Origin of the sequence: Paenibacillus favisporus (assembly GCF_040545415.1) — a bacterium.
GTDB lineage: Bacteria > Bacillota > Bacilli > Paenibacillales > Paenibacillaceae > Paenibacillus_AQ > Paenibacillus_AQ favisporus.
The window spans coordinates 518528-536040 of sequence record NZ_JBEPLV010000001.1; the positions used below are offsets into that span (position 1 = coordinate 518528).

Consider the following 17513-nt stretch of genomic DNA (forward strand, 5'->3'; position numbering starts at 1 on the left):
CTTGTCAAACTTGAATATATGGCTTGCCTTCTTCGCCGGACTGGCTTCCTTTATTTCTCCGTGCTGCCTGCCGCTGTATCCGTCCTACATTTCCTACATTACCGGGATGTCGGTACAGACGCTGAAGACGGAGCAGAACAAAAAAGAAGTCCGTTACCGGACGATGAGTCATACGCTGGCCTTTATTTTAGGTTTTTCCGCCGTATTCTATACGCTCGGGGTCGGAGCCGGCTTGTTCGGCAGCTTCTTTAACAACAACCGGGATCTGATCCGCCAGCTGTCGGCGCTGTTAATCATTTTGATGGGGCTGTTTCTGATCGGCATCTTTCAGCCGCGCTTTTTGATGCGCGAGTTTAAGATGGATCTGAAGTTCAAGCCCGCAGGCTACATAGGTTCTTTTATTTTCGGGATCGGCTTTTCTGCCGGATGGTCTCCTTGCGTTGGCCCGATCCTGGCGGCGATCATCGCTTTGGCAACGACCGAACCCGGTGCTTGGTTTCCGCTGATTACGGCCTATACCGTCGGATTCGCCATTCCATTTTTTGTACTTGCCTTCTTCATCGGGTCCACCAAGTGGATTGTGAAGTACTCGGGGATGATGATGAAAATCGGCGGGGCGCTCATGCTGTTTATGGGCGTACTGCTGTTCACGAACCAAATGACCAAAATTACGATTTGGCTGCAGGCCATCACGCCCGAATGGCTTAAGTTTTAGGTGAAGTAGTCGATGGTAGCTTCCGGAAAGTGCTCAAAAATCCGCTCTGTGATAAACTCGCGCAGGGCGTTTTGCTGTTCATCCGGGTACACGTATTTGAATTGGCCCCAGCGTCCCCATTTTTGCTTGCGCCTCGCAATATCCATCTCCAGCTTGGTTTTGGGATAGCGCTGCTCAATGACGTTTTTGGCGGTTTTCGTGAAGCGGTGCTGAATCATTTCAAACGTCAAATCCTTCGCTGCCTCGGCCGGGAGCGTATCCGCCAGACGCTTCAGAAGCTCGGCATAGCCGTCCTGCCAGCCGTCATACCAAATGATCGGGGCGATGATAAAACCGAGCGGATAGCCGGCCCTGGCGACCTTTCCCGCGGCCTCGATCCGTTCCTCGAAGTGCGACGTGGATGGCTCGAAGTTGCGGATGACGTAGTCCGAATTGATGCTGAACCGGATGCGGGTATGGCCGTTATGCTTCAGCGAGAGCAGCGGATCGACATGGTGATACTTGGTCACGAACCGGAGTCTGCCGAACTCTTCGCCAGCCATGAAGGTAATCAGCTCCGCGAGGGAGCCCGTAATATGCTCCAGTCCCACCGGGTCAGAAGTACAAGCGGCTTCAAACCGGGTGATTTCCGGCGCGCGTTCCTCGATGTATTGCTTGGCGGCGCCAATGATATCGGGTGTGTTCACATAGACACGGACATAGGGCTTGGCCCCGAGCGTCGTCTGCAGATAGCAGTAATGGCAGTGCCCCATGCACCCGGTTGAGATTGGGATGGCGTATTCAGCCGAAGGCTTGGACTGGTCGAACTTCAGCGTTTTCCGCACGCCGACGACGAGCGTTCGTTTGGCGTTCCTGTATTTTTCCTGATCGGTTTCGCCTGGTAAATTGGTGATCCGGTTATGAGAGCTGGTCATACGGTAAGGGATGTCTTTGGACTTGACCCATTCCATGATGTGCTGGCCTTTGGGATAGTTCAGCGCATCCGGTTCAAAATAAACAAGATCGGGGACAAACGGTTTGGTCGGCCGCAGCGTCCGCCTGGGCTTTTCTTTAACGCCAGTACCCATAGAACGGCTCCTTTCGAGGAAAATATGAGTGCTTCGGTTTAGTATGTGTGCGGGTAGCAGGGGCAACCCGTGGCAATTACTGACCAGGATGGGAAGCGCGGCAGGCGGCAGGACTTGCCAAGTCCTCTTGAGAACATGTATCATTACAAGAGCAGGTAATCGGGCCAGATGATTGACGTTTATTACAGAAAAGAGGGAATATAATGCCAACGCCCAGCATGGAGGATTATTTGGAGCGTATCTATAAATTGATTGACGAGAAGGGATACGCGCGTGTTTCGGACATTGCCGAAGGCTTGGAGGTTCATCCCTCATCCGTTACCAAAATGATCCAGAAATTGGACAAGGACGAATATTTGATTTATGAAAAATACCGAGGCCTTGTTCTGACTAGCAAAGGTAAGAAAATGGGCAAACGCCTGGTTGACCGGCATCAGCTTCTGGAGGAATTCCTGACGATGATCGGGGTTCAGCAGGAAAATATTTATGGAGATGTCGAAGGCATCGAGCATCACTTAAGCTGGGATTCCATAACGCGTATCGAGACGCTGGTGGAGTATTTCCGCCGGGATGTACAGCGTCTGGAGGAGCTGCGGAACATTCATAATGAATTGGTCAGCGATTCGTAAACAAGGCATCTGTCCGCACCCTCAAACGACAGGTGCCTCTTTCATTCCCAGCACGTAATCCGGTAATTTTTCGAGCCAAGACTGGCAAAACCCGGATTACACACGCAGCAAAGGTTACAGCTTTTCTGCCCGATCGGTCGTTTGCGCTTTATTCAGCAGATCATGATTTCAAGGTTGTCTGATGCCGGTTAGTGATCTCTAGATAGAGCGCGAATGACCGATTTTTTTACCCGCAAATCTATCAATAGTGGAGGATTAGTAGAATGGCGTTTCGGAAGTTTCATAGGTGGATCGTGGCATCGCTGCTGTTGGTGCTGCTGATTCCGTTTACGGGGCAGCAGGCGAAGGCTGCAAACAACATCACGATGGTCCTGGACGGGAAGCAGCTGGTCAGCGATATACCCCCGTACATCATGCCAAAAGTGAATGTGACGATGGTTCCGATCCGCGTGATCAGCGAAGGGCTGGGGGCGGCCGTCGCATGGAAACAAAGTGCGAAAACCGCTGATATTTCGGGCGGAGGTCATACGATTACGTTGACCAGCGGCAAAAAGACGGCTTTGGTGGATGGAGCCTCTGTCGCCCTTGATGCCTCCGTGCAGCTTCGGGGTGGCCGCGTGCTGGTCCCTCTCCGTTTTGTCGGCGAACAGCTCGGTCTGCAGGTAGACTGGGACCAGGTGGCAAGAACGATTACCTTAACATCAAGTGCTTACATACCTACCGAGCCGCCTGCTGAGGGCGGGGGAAGCAGCTCCGGCCAGCTCCGGGGAGCCTGGATCTCGACCGTGTACAACCTGGATTGGCCGACAACGTCCTCTTACGGCAAAATCGAGCAGCAGAAGCAGGAATATTCCGCTCTGCTCGACAAGCTGCAGGCCATGGGGCTGAACGCGGTGTTCGTCCAGGTTCGGACGGCCGGCGATGCGCTGTATCCGTCGGATCTGGTTCCGTGGTCGAAGGTGCTTACCGGCACCCAAGGCAAGGATCCGGGATATGATCCGCTCCAGTATATGATCGAAGAGACCCACAAACGTGGGATGCAGTTCCATGCCTGGTTCAATCCGTTCCGGGCGAATCTGGACACGACCACAAGCAAGCTGGCGGCCAATCATGTGGCGGTTCAGCATCCCGACTGGGTCGTATCCGTCAATAACCAGCTGATCATCAACCCGGGTATTCCGGAAGCGAGACAGCATATTATCGACGTCGTGATGGAAGTGGTAAGCAAGTACGATATCGACGGCGTCCATCTGGACGATTATTTCTATCCGTCGAGCGGAACGTTTAACGATGATGCTGCTTTCAAGGCATACAATACGCAGGGCTTGAGCAAAGCGGATTGGCGCCGCGATAACATTAACCAGTTCGTGCAGCAGCTGGGCCAGTCGATTCACGCGTCCAAGCCAGCCGTTCAGTTTGGCATCAGCCCGTTCGGCGTATGGCGCAACCAGTCCACCGATCCGACGGGTTCTGATACCAAAGCGGGCGTTACGGCGTACGACTCCATGTCCGCGGATGTGAGAACCTGGGTGAAGCAGCACTGGATCGATTACGTGGCACCGCAAATTTATTGGAGCATGTCCTTCAAGAACGCCCAGTACGACAAGCTCGTCGACTGGTGGGCGCAAGAAGTGCAGGGCACCGGCGTGGATCTCTATATCGGCCATGCCCCGTACAAGCTGGGAACTGCCGAAGCTGGGTGGCAGTCGGCGCAGGAGATCATCAACCAGCTTCAGTACAATACCAAATACGACGCAGTCAAAGGCAGCATTTTTTACAGCGCCAAGGATTTGATCAAAAATCCGCTTGGCATCGTTCAGGCACTGACCGCCTATTACCAGCAATGATAAATTCATAGAACATTGTCATGAATGAACCCCCGTGCTCATATCTTACTGTGGGATATTGAGACACGGGGGTTTTATTATGATCGTCAACGCGGTGTTCGAGGGCGGCGGAGTGAAAGGAATATCACTGGCGGGGGCCGTCAAGGCTGCGGAGCAAGCCGGCGTTGTGTTTAACCGGGTGGCGGGTACCTCGTCGGGTTCCATTGTGGCGGCGCTGCTGGCGGCAGGGTTTTCGGCCGACGAGATGAGCGAGATCGTGAAGACGACCCCTTTTGAGTCCTTTCTTCACCGTGCGCCCATATTCAATACCAAAGTGATCGGACCCGCCGCGCGTTTGTTTCTGAAGAAAGGGCTGTATTCCGGAGAAGCGCTCGAAGTCTGGATCCACCATATTTTGGCGGCCAAAGGGGTCAAGACGTTTGCGGATATCCCCCAAGGCAAGCTGATGATCATCGCCTCGGATATTACGAACGGGCGCATTCTGGTGCTCCCCGAAGACCTTGGCAAACTGGGCGCCAACCCGTCGAGGTTTGCGGTTTCCAAGGCCATCCGGATGAGTACGAGCATTCCGTACTTTTTTGATCCGGTCATGCTGAGAATGACAGGCGAAGCGGCCAGGGGAAAATCGTTCGTCGACCAGTTTGTCTATATTGTAGACGGAGGGCTGCTCAGCAACTTCCCGCTGTGGCTCTTTGACGACGCTGCGGAAGGGGCCGGGCAGAAGCCGGTTCCGACGATCGGATTTCAAATGGTCGGCAGGACGACAAACAAGCCGCATCTGATCCGCGGGCCGATCAGCATGCTGCAGGCGATGTTTGAAACGATGCTGTCCGCTCATGATGAACGGTACATCGAGCAGGAAAACCGTTTCCGGACGATCAAAATTCCGACTCTCGGCGTCGGAACGACGCAGTTTCATATTACACCGGAAGAAAGTCAGCAGCTGTATGAGTCCGGCATACAGGCAGGGAAAAAGTTTTTTGCGGGCTGGAAGCCGTGACATCGAAGAAAAATAAAAGGCATTCGCTGGTCCTCCTTTAGAAGGAGGGGCGAATGCCTTGTTTTTGATATGTTCAAACTGCGCTTAGTGGTATTTCGGTTGTTGATCGTCATTCTTACCCTTTGAGCCTTCAATCACCTGGAAAGGGTAATTTTTGCGCTTGGCTGAAGATTGACCGCGTTTGGACGCATTGTATTTCTCCATCGTCCGCTGGGACGGCTTAACCTTGGGCCGCTTGTTGTAACGGGCAGGCGGGAATTTGTACAGCAGGAAAACCACACCGAACACGATCAAGGGAACAAGCAAATTCATAAGCGATCCTGCACCGCCAAACAAAATGTTGCCGAGCAGTCCGATGGCTGCCAGTACAATGGCGATCCAGAAAATTACAGCCTGCCTTTTCATGTCATCTCATCCTTTCAGGGGATCCAAGACTCCGTTTCTCACAGGTTGTTCCGCCCCGGGAGCTTTCTCCATCTGGGCGTCAAGCTCAAGCATGCGGTTGAAGGAGGCGATGGACACCTCAACCTGGTCATCCTTCGGTTCCTTCGTCGTCAACAGCTGAAGCCAAAGGCCCGGGTAACCGAGATACCGCAGCACCGGTACGTCGCGAAGCGCGTTGGTCAGTTTCAGAAACTCAAACGAAATGGCGATGACGACCGGAAGCAGAATGATCCGCTGCAGCACCCGCTGCGTCATATTATCCCACGGAACGAGCGAATAAATCAGTACGCCCAGTACGATCGTCAGCATCATGAAGCTGCTGCCGCAGCGGTAATGCAGACGGCTGTGCTTTTGCACGTTGGCTACCGTCAGCTCTTCACCTGCTTCATAGGTGCTGATCACCTTATGCTCCGCACCATGGTACTGGAACAACCGCTTGATGACCGGGGTCTGGGAAATGCCCCATAGGTAAACGAGCAGCAGCAGCAGTTTAATGCCGCCTTCTATAAGGTTATGCAGGATATAGTTGTCAAACATCTTGCCGAAGATGAAATCCTCTAAAAATACAGGCACCAGCGTCAGCACCAGCTTGCCCACGAGAAACGAAAGTACGCCGACCGCGGCAACGCCGATAATCATCCCTAAGCTCCAGCCGGATTCTTCTTTCTGCTTTTGCTTGGCGCGCTCCTCCGGCTCCACTTCGTCATCCGCGTAGGATTCCGCCGAGTAATTCAGGTGCTTCGTACCTTTGGCGCTTGCATCTATAATACTGACAATACCGCGAAGGAAAGGGATTTTGCGCAATTTGCCGACCCAAGGCTTATCCTCGCGCGGCACCTCCAAAAATGTAATTTCCTGATTCTTCCGCCGCACAGCGGTGACATTGACGTGCTTACCGCCAAACATAACGCCTTCAATGACGGCTTGGCCACCGTAGCTGACCGTTTTGGATTGCTCCGACAAACAATTCACCTTCCCCGAATGATTAGTTGTGATGCCTTTATTGTAACGAATTTCCCGTGCGATTTCTAGTTGGATTAGCCCCGGCCCCAAATGAACATACTAAGAAAAACAAAAAGGGTGATATTCAAAGTGAGTTCACAGGGAGCTGCCATCCGGCAGCATACGAATACTGGCCATACGAATCCGCTCAGCTTCTCGCTGGAGCTCGGCTTTTTTGCCGGGTTGCTCTGGGGGGCGGTCCACTGGGTTTTCCATTGGCTGCGTTTCACGATCGTCATCCCGGCCTTTTTGGCCGAGCCTTTCTTCAAGCATTCTTTTTTGAAAAGCGGGTCAGGAGATCTGCTTGGCTGGCTCTTTTTTATTGCGTTTTCCATGGTCGCGGCGGTCATCTATACGCTGCTGTTCCGGAAGCTGGCCGGTCCGTGGCCGGGTATCGTATACGGTATCTGCTGGTGGGCCGTCCTGTTTGTGGCGGGTCCCCCACTCGGTATGATGAATCGTCTCAACCATTTGACCTGGAACACAATCATCACCGAATTTTGCTTGTACCTGCTGTGGGGACTGTTCATCGGATACACGGCGGCCTTTGAATTTACGGATGAGCGCAAACGGGAACCCGGCAGGGCAAAGGCGCACTAGAGCAAAAAAACTTCTCAAGAAGACATCCCCTATGTTAAAATAGCAGATGGTTATTTGACGACAAAGGGTGGGAATACCATTTTGAGAACCATTTGGGTGATCAACGGACCGAACCTGAATCTGCTCGGACTCCGGGAGCCTGGCGTGTACGGCTCTCAAAGTCTTGCGTCGATTGAAGAAGGCCTGCTTGAGAAAGCGGAGGCCCTGGGCGTGTCCGTCACATTTTATCAGTCCAATCATGAGGGAGATATCATTGACAGGATCCACGCCGCGCTGGGTCATGCCGACGGCATCGTTCTTAATCCGGGCGCGCTGACTCATTACAGCTATGCCGTCCGGGACGCTATCAGTTCCGTTAAAATTCCGACGGTGGAAGTTCATTTGTCGAACATTCACGCAAGGGAGACGTTCCGCCATACTTCCGTGATTGCTCCCGTGGCCGTAGGTCAAATTGCCGGATTCGGCGCTGTCAGCTATGAACTCGGCATGTTGGCACTGCTGCGCCACTTGGAAAGTCAGGGACAGTAGTCGCTGCCTCTTTCCCCGGGGAAAGCTGTACATGAGAGAGGAGTGTAACGATGAGCATCAATCGAGTGAACAAGCTGCGTGAAGCGATGCAGCAATCCAATGTGGAAGCCATGTTTGTAACCAGTTCCATTAACCGCCGTTATTTGACGGGATTTACCGGTTCATCGGGATACGTCCTCATCACTTTGCATGATGCGTACCTGCTGACCGACTTTCGTTATATGACCCAAGCACCGCAGCAAGCGAAGGGATTTACGATCGTCGAGCACGGGCCGAAGGTAACGGAAACGGTAAAGGAGCTGCTGATTTCCGCAAACATCGGCAAGCTTGGCTTCGAGCAGGATGACGTATCTTTTGCCGGATACACCGCTTACGCGGAGCAGCTTAAGCCAATCCAGCTCGTGCCGGTTTCCGGCCTTGTGGAGAAGCTTCGCATCTTCAAGGATGAAGAAGAGCTGAAGGTGATGCAGAGAGCGGCGGACTTGGCCGACGATACGTTCAAGCATATTCTCGGGTTTATCAAGACGGGAATGACGGAGCGGGAAGTCGACCTGGAGATGGAGTTTTATATGCGCCGCCACGGTGCCACTTCATCCTCCTTCGATACGATCGTCGCATCCGGAGAGCGTTCCGCCATGCCGCACGGCGTTGCCAGTGAACGGGTGATTGCCGGAAACGAGCTCATCACGTTCGATTTCGGCGCCTTGCTTGACGGATACTGCTCCGATTTGACGCGGACGATTGCGATCGGGGATCCGGATCCGAAGCTTAAAGAAATTTATGACATTGTGCTGGAAGCCCAGCTCCACACACTTCAGAACATCAAGCCGGGGATGACCGGCCGCGAAGCGGACGCGCTTGCACGCGATATTATCACGAAGTACGGCTACGGCGACAATTTCGGCCACAGCACGGGGCACGGCCTCGGCATGGAGGTTCATGAAATGCCTCGCCTGTCCAAGCTGAGCGACGATGTACTTAAGCCGGGTATGGTCGTGACCGTGGAACCGGGAATTTACCTGCCGGGTCTCGGCGGCGTACGCATTGAAGACGATATTGTGATCACGGAGACGGGAATTGTGATCTTGACGCATTCGTCTAAAGATTTCACCGTATTACCGGCGTGATAAATGCAATATATACTTAAACCTTTAGGAGGGCATTTCAGTGATTTCAGTTAACGATTTTAAAACAGGTCTGACGGTGGAAGTCGATGGCGACATCTTTACCGTTCTCGATTTTCAGCACGTTAAACCGGGTAAAGGGGCAGCCTTCGTACGTTCGAAGCTGAAAAACCTCCGTAACGGCAACACCGTTGAGCGCACATTCCGCGCAGGTGAAACGATCGGCCGTGCCATCATCGAAAACCGCGGCGTTTCTTATCTGTATGCAAGCGGTCAAGAGCATACGTTCATGGACAACGAAACCTACGACCAGTTCACGCTGGACAGCAAGCAGCTGGAGTGGGAACTGAACTTCCTCAAAGAGAACATGAACGTGAACATCGTCAGCTACCAGGGCGAAATTCTCGGGATCAACCTGCCGACCAGCGTCGAGCTGAAGGTTGTTGAAACCGAGCCGGGCATTAAAGGAAATACGGCTACAGGGGCGACGAAGAACGCGAAGCTGGAAACCGGCCTGAACGTTCAGGTGCCTTTGTTCATCAATGAAGGCGATGTGCTTCTGATCGACACCCGTGAAGGCAAATATATCTCCCGCGCGTAAAGCCGGCGATAGAATTGCTTAACACCCGACAGGGCTAAGCCGATCCTCCTTTCCTTCTGAAAGGAGGATTTTTTGTATAATCCCATGAAAAAACATTAACAATCGGGCGTACTTTCGTATTATACTAGTTTAAAGCGTAAAATTAGACAGTTGTCAGCATTTTGCAACATGAGATCCTGCTTTTTTCACCATGGCCAGTCTATTGGCGAAAAGGGTGCTGATCGCATATAGAAATAGGATCGGGCGGTTTTACCGGCGTGGGAAATGATTGCATAATGCCCAGTTGTACAATGAGTGGGGAGTGAATCGAAGTTGTCACTGTACGTCATGAAATTCGGAGGCAGTTCCGTCGGAGATATTGAGCGCATGCAGCGCGTGGCCCGGCGTATCGTCGAGAAACAGGACGAAGGACACCAGTGTGTAGTAGTCGTTTCCGCGATGGGGGATACGACGGATGATTTGATCGATCAGGCGATGCTGCTCAATCCAAATCCGCCTGCACGCGAGATGGATATGCTGATGACCACCGGGGAGCAGATTTCCATGTCGCTTCTGTCGATGGCCATTCATCAGCTCGGCCGCAGCGCCGTTTCGCTGACAGGCTGGCAGGCGGGATTCCGGACAGAGCCGGTGCACGGCAAAGCGAGAATCATGGATATCGTTCCGGACCGGGTGATTGGAGCCCTGCAGGAAGGAAACATCGTGATCGTGGCCGGATTCCAGGGCATGACCGAAGAAGGGGAAATCACGACGCTCGGCCGCGGGGGATCCGATACGACAGCCGTTGCGCTGGCTGCGGCGATTAGCGCCGATGTGTGCGAGATTTATACTGACGTGGACGGCATTTATTCGACCGATCCGCGAATCGTGAAATGCGCCCGCAAGCTTGAGGAAATTTCGTATGACGAAATGCTGGAGCTGGCCAACCTGGGGGCGGCCGTTCTTCATCCGCGCGCGGTGGAGTACGCAAAGCATCACCAGGTGAAGCTCGTCGTCAGATCCAGTTTTAACTATAATGAAGGCACGGTTGTGAAGGAGGAGACCAGCATGGAGCAGGGAGTAGTGGTAAGCGGCATCGCTTATGATAAAAATGTGGCCAGAATCAGTATTTTGGGAGTGGAAGACGTTCCCGGCGTTCTTGCCACGGTGTTCGGAGCGCTCGCCGGCGCTGGTATCAACGTGGACATCATCGTGCAGAGCGGCGTTCAGGACGGCAAGGCGGACTTTTCCTTTACCACCTCTCTGTCGGAGAGCGGCCAGGCACTTCAAGTTATCAAGGATTTGAGATCCACCCTTCCGTACCGTGAAGTCACCTCGGAAGACAATCTGGTCAAAGTATCGATCGTAGGTGCGGGCATGATCAGCCATCCCGGCGTTGCCGCCGAAATGTTCGATGTCATTTCCAAGCAGGGCGTCAGCATTAAAATGGTCAGCACGTCCGAGATTAAAACGTCTTGCGTCATCGAAGGCGGCAACCTGGAGCAGGTCGTCAGAGCGCTTCATACCGCCTACAACCTCGATACCGATGCGCAGGTGTTTGTGGGAGGCCCACAGGACCGCCGCTAGGTCAGGATGCAAATACTCATACAAAAAGCCGTCCCCACAACAGGGGGCGGCTTTGTTTATTTCAGCGCGGCTCGGATTATCCGCGGTTCGCAGCAATTGCGAACAATGGCGTCAGGATCATTTCCGACTTCGCATACGGCACGACAGGGACCGTGTCGATCCCTGTGCAGTATTCGACGTCATGCGTAAATCCCAGCTTGACCAGCTGCTTCGCTGCGCATCCTTCCATTACGGTTTCAAACAGGGATCCCTTGCACTGCCGGTACGCATGCTTCATCGCCAGGCCCAGATCATTCAGCTGAAGCGGCGCTTCCGAAATGGACTCCATCGCATCGATGATCATTCCCGCGCACAGGCCATCCTCCAGCGAAAAATCGTTGCGGCATCCCGAGCACAGCAGGATGGCATCTTTCCCGAACGATAACAGAGCTGACGCACAGGCCGTCCCATTCATAAATGAAGCGGCAAATATTCTGGCGGCTTTATGGGATTTGAGCAGCCCTCGGGTCCCGTTCGATGTGGTCAGCACCACCAGCTTTCCGGCAACCTCAGGGGTCATATAATCATGCGGCGAATTCCCGGCCTGAAACCCGGGGATTTTTTTATAATACCGTTCTCCACCGACAAACGTTTGGTCTCCCCGCATCTGCTGGGCTTGAGGAACCGTCTCCACGGGCATCAGCCCGGTAGCGCCTTGGGCCAGAGCCGTGATCATCGTACTGGTTGCCCGCAGCACGTCAATCACAACGGCGCTCTTGTGCACAAACTCCTCCGATCTTACTTCGTCCACATTGGCAATGACATCCACCCGCATGGATAAATCCTCCTTATGCATCTGTAAATAATACGACACCTCTTTCAGCTGCTTAGCCCTGAAGATGCCGATGGTTGAACGGTCCTCTCTTGGTTGGCCGGATACAGGCAGTTTGTCTGCAGACGGATCCAACCCAGGCAACTGACAAGCGGATAGGTATTTCACCAAACAATATATGCAAGCCCGGAGCATTTTGTTCCGAATATAGGAGTTATTAAATAGAGGCTTTGTCATGACTCTTTTGAGAATCAGTGAGGCAGCTCCATTTTGCCAAGTTATTTTCCGTATCTTTCTTGTAAAAGACAACTAAAAAGAGAGAGTCCCGCATATCTATGAGGTTAGAAGTACAATCTCGCAAAAGGGGGTCATTTTAGTGGACAAGTTCGTGCTCAGCATGGCTACGCTGCGTTTTATCTCCGGAAGTCTGGAAATCGCCGCCGCGCTGCTGATGCTAAAGCTCGCTCAGGTAGATAAGGCGCTGGCGGTCAATTCCCTGCTGGCATTCGTCGGGCCGACGGTGCTCATCCTGACGACTTCCATCGGGCTCATCGGCGTGGCCGATAAGCTCTCCTGGGGAAAGATGGCGTGGATCTTTTTCGGAGTGTCCTGTCTCTTAATCGGCATTCTCAAAAAATGATAGATTACAGTGGTCATAAATTTAGGGGCCAAGCATAGACATAAGTAAGAACACATCTAGTAGTTTATCCATCTGAAGTTGAACAAGCTTACAGGAGAAAGGCAGCACGGGGGTGGTCCTATTACAAATCCAAACTGGCTGGAGTTATTTCCGGAGCCGGTCAAATCGATCCTTCACCAGCTCCCTCACCATATTCTGAGTATCGTGGAGGAGGTACGCATCCGTGAAGGCAGGCCGCTGGAGATCAACGGCGCAGGCTCACACCACTATGTTACGGGACAAAGCACGCTGACGCTGGATGCGGACAAGGCGTACAAGCCGCAGCGGGAGGACAGCCGAAGGCTGCTCGATCTGATCAGCAACCATTCGCTGTACACGATGGAGGAAGAGCTTCGCAAAGGCTTTATCACCATTCCCGGCGGACACCGCATCGGCTTGGCAGGAAGAACGGTGCTTCACGCCGGGCATGTCGAGCATATCCGCGATATCAGCGGATTCAATGTGCGGATTGCCCGGGAAGTGAAGGGTGCCGCTGACGGCATCCTCCCCTTTCTGATCGATAGGGAAGGAAACAGGATTCGGCATACGCTTCTGCTCTCGGCACCGCAGCAGGGCAAGACGACCCTTCTGCGGGATTTGGCGAGACAGATCAGCAGCGGGCTCCCCGGGCAGGGCAAATCCAGCCTACCGGGGATGAAGGTGGGCATCGTCGACGAGCGTTCCGAGATCGCCGGCTGCCTCAAAGGCGTGCCGAGCTTTGACGTCGGACCCCGCACCGACGTGATGGATGCCTGTCCGAAAGCGGAAGGCATGATGATGATGATCCGGTCCATGTCGCCGGACGTTCTCATGGTGGATGAGATCGGACGGGGAGAAGACGCCGAATCGGTGACGGAGGCGCTGCATGCGGGCATTACGGTCGTCGCCACGGCGCATGCCGGCGGCATCGAAGAGCTGAAGCATCGGCCCGCCCTGGCCGGGCTCATGGAAACCGGAATGTTTGAGAGGTACGTTCTTTTAAAAAGGAAGACACAAGGGTTAAGCTGCCGGATCCTCGACCAGCAGCACCGGCCGCTGCAGCTTCAGACGGGCAGCCAGAGAGGGGTGAACTTCCTTGCTTAAGCTTTTTGGCGCCGTGCTGATTCTGCTGTCCGGCACACTGGCCGGATTCCATCAGGCCAGGCAGTTTGCCAGCCGGCCGAAGCAGATCCGGGAACTGATCCTGGCCCTGCAGCGGCTGTCGACCGAAATCACCTATGGATTTACCCCACTTCCGGAAGCACTTCGCAAAATAGCGGATCAAATGCGGGAGCCTCTCCATACCTTTTTTCTGAATGCAGCACGTGAGATGGGGCCGGCCACAGGATTAACCGCCCAGGAGAGCCTCCAGCGTTCTCTCCATGAGAACTGGAAGCGGACCTCCATGAAGGCACCTGAACGCGAGGTGCTGCATCAGCTCAGCTTCACGCTCGGGACAAGCGACCGGCAGGATCAAATCAAGCACATCCAGCTGGCCGTCGAGCAGTTGAAGCATGAAGAAGCAACAGCCAGGGACGACCAGGCCAAATACGAGAAGATCAGTAAAAGTCTCGGGCTGCTCATCGGAGCATTGATCGTTATTTTGATCTTTTAGCGAGGTGCCTAGGAATGAACTTTGAAGTGAACGCAATTTTCCAGATTGCGGGAATCGGCATCATCATTGCCATGATTCACACAGTGCTGAAGCAAATGGGAAAAGAGGATATGGCTCATTGGGTGACGGTCATTGGTTTTGTCGTGGTGCTGTTCATGGTCGTCCGGCTGCTCGATAACCTGCTGCAGGAGATCAAAACCATCTTTTTGTTCCAGTAGGGGTTGCTAACCATGGAAATTATTCAAGTGGTAGGCCTTGGGCTTCTGTCCACGATTCTGATCCTCGTCATCAAGGAGCACAAGCCGATGTTCGCTTTCGTCCTGGCCGCCGCGACCGGCGTGCTGATCTTCATGTTCCTGATCGGCAAAATCGGTATGGTGATCCAGGAGCTCCAGCGGCTTGCCGAGGCGTCGGGAGTCCAGATGATCTACCTGAAAACGATACTGAAAATTATAGGGATCGCTTATATCGCCGAGTTTGGGGCGCAGCTCGTCAGAGACGCCGGGCAGGAAAGCATCGCTTCCAAAATCGAACTCGCGGGCAAGGTGCTGATCATGGTGCTTGCCATCCCCATTATCGGCATTATCATCGAAACGGTGCTTAAGCTGCTGCCAGCCTGAAGAAGAGGGGTGAAGACATGCCGGAACTGCAGAGGCTGCCGGACAAGATGCACATCGTTATTTTGTTTGTCGTGTTCATGGTGGCAGGGATTACCCGGGTCTTTGCGGCTTCACCCACGGATCAGCTGATCCAGAGCCAGGCGGAGAATTTGCCGAAGGATCAGGTGGAGAAGTACTGGGACACCTTGATGAAGGAATACGGGGGATTTTTCCCGGACCAGAAAACACCATCCTTCATGGATATGCTCCTTCCCGGCGGCAGCGGCTTCAGCCTCAAATCGGTGCTGACCGCGGCAGGGACCTTTATGTGGCATGAGGTGCTGTACAACGGCAAGCTGCTCGTCACGATCGTCATCCTGAGCATCATGAGCATGATTCTGGAGACGCTTCAGGCGGCTTTTGAGAGGAAAACGGTGAGCAAAGTCGCATACGCCCTATGCTATATGGTCATCATCGTGCTGGCCATCAACAGCTTCAACGTCGCGATCGGTTATGCCAAAGAGGCGATCGACCGGATGATCGACTTCATGATGGCGATGGTACCGCTGCTGTTCGCGTTGCTGGCTTCGATGGGCAACATCGTCACCGTGTCCGTTACGCATCCGCTGATCATCTTCATGATCAATACGATCGGAACGCTGATCCACGTCATGGTGTTTCCGCTGCTCTTCTTCTCAGCCGTGCTTCATCTGGTCAGCTCGCTGTCGGATAAGTACAAGCTGACGCAGATGGCGAACTTGCTGCGCAACATCAGCGTGGGGCTGCTCGGGGTGCTGCTGACGATTTTTCTCGGCGTTATCTCCGTGCAGGGCATCACGGGATCCATTACCGACGGGGTGACGATCCGGGCCGCCAAATACGTCTCCGGAAGCTTCATTCCGGTCGTCGGCAAAATGTTTGCGGATGCGACGGACACGGTGATCTCGGCATCGCTGCTGGTGAAAAACTCTATCGGTCTGGCAGGCGTCATCATCATCCTGTTCCTTTGCGCCTTTCCGGCCATCAAAATCCTGACGCTTGCGCTGATCTACAAAGTATCGGCAGCCATCATGCAGCCGCTCGGGGATTCCCCGATCACCGCCTGCCTGGACACGATCGGCAAAAGCATGATATACGTCTTTGCCGCCCTGGCGGCGGTCGGACTGATGTTTTTCCTGGCGATCACCATCATGCTGACGGCTGGCAACGTGACCGTCATGATGCGGTGAAGGGAGGGGAAGCCCGTGGAATGGCTTGGAAACTGGCTGAAAGAAGTCATCATGGTTGTGCTGCTCGCCACCTTCGTTGATATGCTGCTGCCAAGCAGATCCATGGAACGCTACGTCAAGCTGGTCCTGAGCCTGCTCGTGCTGGTCACCCTGCTGAATCCCCTGATCCGGATCGTGACCGACGACCCGCTTGACAAGCTGAGCGCAGCGATCGGCCGGATGGACCGGCAGCCGGGAGGTAGCGGCTCCAAAACCAGCCTCGAGCAGATTATGGACGAAGCCGAACAGATCAAGCATCGGCAGCAGAAACAAACACTCCAGTGGGCGGGGGAGCAGGTCGCTTCCACCATGAAGGAACAGATCAAGCAGCAAACCGGCGAGGAACCCGCGAACGTGCAGGTTGTTCTCGGACTGCCGAAGTCTAATGACGATCCGAATGCCGGAGCCGGCCAGTCACAGCCGTACATTAGCGCAGTCACCGTTACAATGAGGAATTCGCAAGGCGATTCGGGCAGTTCGGGCGGCACCCAGGGGGAGAACGGCATCCAGATCGAGCCGGTGAAGCCGGTTCACGTGCAGGTCACGATCGAGCCGGATGAGAAGCAGGCTGGAACAGATCAAATGAATTCTGATCCGGATGAGGATCAAGCGCAGGAGGCCGCAGGCGCTGTGGATGACAAAAGCGCCGGCGAAGTCCGCAAGCTGCTGGCAAGCGAATGGAATATCGATCCGGAAGTGATCACGGTACGAAGCGGATCCGGGCAGGAGTCCCGGTTATGAAGGCGGAGGTGAAACGATGGGGAAGTGGCTGAAGAAGCTTGAGCAATGGCTGGGGGGCGGACAGGGAGGGACGAAGCGGGTACATACGTTCAGGTGGCTGATCATCGTCGGCTTGATCGGGGTGGCAATCGTGCTGTTCAACTCCTTTGTCAATGTGAAGAAACTCGATAACGAAAACATAGGGAGGGAGCCTCCGGCTGGGGCCGAGTCCCAGGAAACGTTCCAGAGCTCGGCAGGTCAGACTTCGGACTTTGCAGCGATTGAGGAAACGGCCGAAGGCAGGATGAAAGACATTTTGGAGAAAATCGTTGGCGTAGGCACGGTGGACGTCATGGTCACGGTGGATTCCACGGAGGAAATCGTCTATCAACGGAATGTGAAAGACTCCCAGCAGCAGTCGGAAGAAAACGACGCGAACGGCGGTCAGCGCCATACGACCCAGTATACCCGGGATGGCGAGATCGTCACCTACGAGCAGTCGGGAACGCAGACGCCGATCATTACGAAAAAGGTAAAGCCGCAAATTCGCGGGGTGCTGATCGTAGCCAAAGGTGCAGAGAACGAAGTGGTTCGCAACTTGATTGTGGACGCGGTGGAAAAAGGCCTGAACGTACCGGATTACCGGATCTCCGTCGTTCCGCGCAAGCAGGGGTAAGCCGATTTCCCCGATATAATCCAGTTGACTTATGAGGAGGATT

General features: G+C 54.0%; 21 protein-coding genes. 17 read left to right on the plus strand and 4 right to left on the minus strand.

The features are described 5' to 3' along the window. Nucleotide 1 precedes the first annotated feature (1 nt). Entirely contained in the window at nucleotides 2-715 is a 714-nt protein-coding gene (locus ABID47_RS02425; protein ID WP_076169995.1) for a cytochrome c biogenesis CcdA family protein, read from the plus strand. Here the strand turns inward: ABID47_RS02425 and splB are convergent. After that, nucleotides 712-1782 (minus strand): spore photoproduct lyase, encoded by a 1071-nt coding sequence (gene splB, locus ABID47_RS02430; RefSeq protein ID WP_116229632.1) that lies wholly within the window; start codon nucleotides 1780-1782, stop codon nucleotides 712-714. The genes ABID47_RS02425 and splB overlap by 4 nt on opposite strands. Nucleotides 1783-1985: 203 nt before the next feature. Here splB and mntR point away from each other — a divergent pair, with 203 nt between their 5' ends. The 3 genes from mntR to ABID47_RS02445 all read left to right on the plus strand — a co-directional run bounded on the left by mntR (nucleotide 1986) and on the right by ABID47_RS02445 (nucleotide 5258). Beyond that, the gene (gene mntR / locus ABID47_RS02435; RefSeq protein WP_354494814.1) at nucleotides 1986-2411 is read left to right on the plus strand and encodes a transcriptional regulator MntR; all 426 of its coding nucleotides are present in this window, start codon (nucleotides 1986-1988) and stop codon (nucleotides 2409-2411) included. 263 nt (nucleotides 2412-2674) lie between these two features. Then, nucleotides 2675-4258: a family 10 glycosylhydrolase gene (locus ABID47_RS02440; protein ID WP_163879393.1), complete on the plus strand. Its 1584-nt coding sequence runs from the start codon at nucleotides 2675-2677 to the stop codon at nucleotides 4256-4258. A 79-nt stretch (nucleotides 4259-4337) separates the two neighbouring features. Continuing rightward, a complete protein-coding gene (locus ABID47_RS02445; RefSeq protein ID WP_354494815.1) occupies nucleotides 4338-5258 on the plus strand; it encodes a patatin-like phospholipase family protein in 921 nt (306 codons plus the stop codon). 84 nt (nucleotides 5259-5342) lie between these two features. Here the strand turns inward: ABID47_RS02445 and ABID47_RS02450 are convergent, their stop codons facing one another. Next, on the minus strand, nucleotides 5343-5663 hold the full coding sequence (locus tag ABID47_RS02450; RefSeq protein WP_076170000.1) for an MFS transporter: 321 nt from the start codon (nucleotides 5661-5663) through the stop codon (nucleotides 5343-5345). Nucleotides 5664-5669: 6 nt separating this feature from the next. Continuing rightward, nucleotides 5670-6665 carry a DUF1385 domain-containing protein gene (locus ABID47_RS02455; RefSeq protein WP_116229635.1) on the minus strand — a complete coding sequence of 332 codons (996 nt, stop codon included), beginning with the start codon at nucleotides 6663-6665 and terminating at the stop codon, nucleotides 5670-5672. A gap of 129 nt (nucleotides 6666-6794) precedes the next feature. Here ABID47_RS02455 and ABID47_RS02460 point away from each other — a divergent pair, with 129 nt between their 5' ends. The 5 genes from ABID47_RS02460 (at nucleotide 6795) to ABID47_RS02480 (ending at nucleotide 11123) form a co-directional block, all read left to right on the plus strand. Continuing rightward, nucleotides 6795-7304 carry a YqhR family membrane protein gene (locus ABID47_RS02460; protein WP_354494817.1) on the plus strand — a complete coding sequence of 170 codons (510 nt, stop codon included), beginning with the start codon at nucleotides 6795-6797 and terminating at the stop codon, nucleotides 7302-7304. An 81-nt stretch (nucleotides 7305-7385) separates the two neighbouring features. Continuing rightward, nucleotides 7386-7832 carry a type II 3-dehydroquinate dehydratase gene (gene aroQ / locus ABID47_RS02465; protein ID WP_263878181.1) on the plus strand — a complete coding sequence of 149 codons (447 nt, stop codon included), beginning with the start codon at nucleotides 7386-7388 and terminating at the stop codon, nucleotides 7830-7832. Nucleotides 7833-7882: 50 nt separating this feature from the next. Next, the gene (locus ABID47_RS02470) at nucleotides 7883-8959 is read left to right on the plus strand and encodes a M24 family metallopeptidase (RefSeq protein ID WP_076170003.1); all 1077 of its coding nucleotides are present in this window, start codon (nucleotides 7883-7885) and stop codon (nucleotides 8957-8959) included. A gap of 40 nt (nucleotides 8960-8999) precedes the next feature. Further along, nucleotides 9000-9557: an elongation factor P gene (gene efp / locus ABID47_RS02475; protein WP_076170004.1), complete on the plus strand. Its 558-nt coding sequence runs from the start codon at nucleotides 9000-9002 to the stop codon at nucleotides 9555-9557. A gap of 312 nt (nucleotides 9558-9869) precedes the next feature. Further along, a complete protein-coding gene (locus ABID47_RS02480) occupies nucleotides 9870-11123 on the plus strand; it encodes an aspartate kinase (protein ID WP_116229638.1) in 1254 nt (417 codons plus the stop codon). A 76-nt stretch (nucleotides 11124-11199) separates the two neighbouring features. Here the strand turns inward: ABID47_RS02480 and ABID47_RS02485 are convergent, their stop codons facing one another. Next, entirely contained in the window at nucleotides 11200-11937 is a 738-nt protein-coding gene (locus ABID47_RS02485; protein ID WP_076170006.1) for a 2-phosphosulfolactate phosphatase, read from the minus strand. A gap of 367 nt (nucleotides 11938-12304) precedes the next feature. Here ABID47_RS02485 and ABID47_RS02490 point away from each other — a divergent pair, with 367 nt between their 5' ends. The 8 genes from ABID47_RS02490 (at nucleotide 12305) to spoIIIAG (ending at nucleotide 17470) form a co-directional block, all read left to right on the plus strand. Continuing rightward, on the plus strand, nucleotides 12305-12574 hold the full coding sequence (locus ABID47_RS02490; RefSeq protein WP_373309594.1) for a YqhV family protein: 270 nt from the start codon (nucleotides 12305-12307) through the stop codon (nucleotides 12572-12574). 78 nt (nucleotides 12575-12652) lie between these two features. Then, nucleotides 12653-13696, plus strand: a complete 1044-nt coding sequence (spoIIIAA, locus tag ABID47_RS02495) for a stage III sporulation protein AA (RefSeq protein ID WP_435530582.1) — start codon at nucleotides 12653-12655, stop codon at nucleotides 13694-13696. Next, the gene (spoIIIAB, locus tag ABID47_RS02500) at nucleotides 13689-14207 is read left to right on the plus strand and encodes a stage III sporulation protein SpoIIIAB (RefSeq protein ID WP_076170007.1); all 519 of its coding nucleotides are present in this window, start codon (nucleotides 13689-13691) and stop codon (nucleotides 14205-14207) included. Before spoIIIAA ends, spoIIIAB begins: the two co-directional genes overlap by 8 nt. Before the next feature lie 14 nt (nucleotides 14208-14221). After that, nucleotides 14222-14425 carry a stage III sporulation protein AC gene (gene spoIIIAC, locus ABID47_RS02505; RefSeq protein ID WP_076170008.1) on the plus strand — a complete coding sequence of 68 codons (204 nt, stop codon included), beginning with the start codon at nucleotides 14222-14224 and terminating at the stop codon, nucleotides 14423-14425. Nucleotides 14426-14437: 12 nt separating this feature from the next. Continuing rightward, nucleotides 14438-14827 (plus strand): stage III sporulation protein AD, encoded by a 390-nt coding sequence (gene spoIIIAD, locus ABID47_RS02510; protein ID WP_076170009.1) that lies wholly within the window; start codon nucleotides 14438-14440, stop codon nucleotides 14825-14827. Between the two features lie 17 nt (nucleotides 14828-14844). Next, nucleotides 14845-16035 carry a stage III sporulation protein AE gene (spoIIIAE, locus tag ABID47_RS02515; protein ID WP_354494820.1) on the plus strand — a complete coding sequence of 397 codons (1191 nt, stop codon included), beginning with the start codon at nucleotides 14845-14847 and terminating at the stop codon, nucleotides 16033-16035. 15 nt (nucleotides 16036-16050) lie between these two features. Beyond that, nucleotides 16051-16815, plus strand: coding sequence for a stage III sporulation protein AF (spoIIIAF, locus tag ABID47_RS02520; RefSeq protein ID WP_354494821.1), 765 nt, complete (start codon nucleotides 16051-16053; stop codon nucleotides 16813-16815). Nucleotides 16816-16831: 16 nt separating this feature from the next. Further along, the gene (gene spoIIIAG, locus ABID47_RS02525) at nucleotides 16832-17470 is read left to right on the plus strand and encodes a stage III sporulation protein AG (RefSeq protein ID WP_076170012.1); all 639 of its coding nucleotides are present in this window, start codon (nucleotides 16832-16834) and stop codon (nucleotides 17468-17470) included. Nucleotides 17471-17513: the final 43 nt, after the last annotated feature.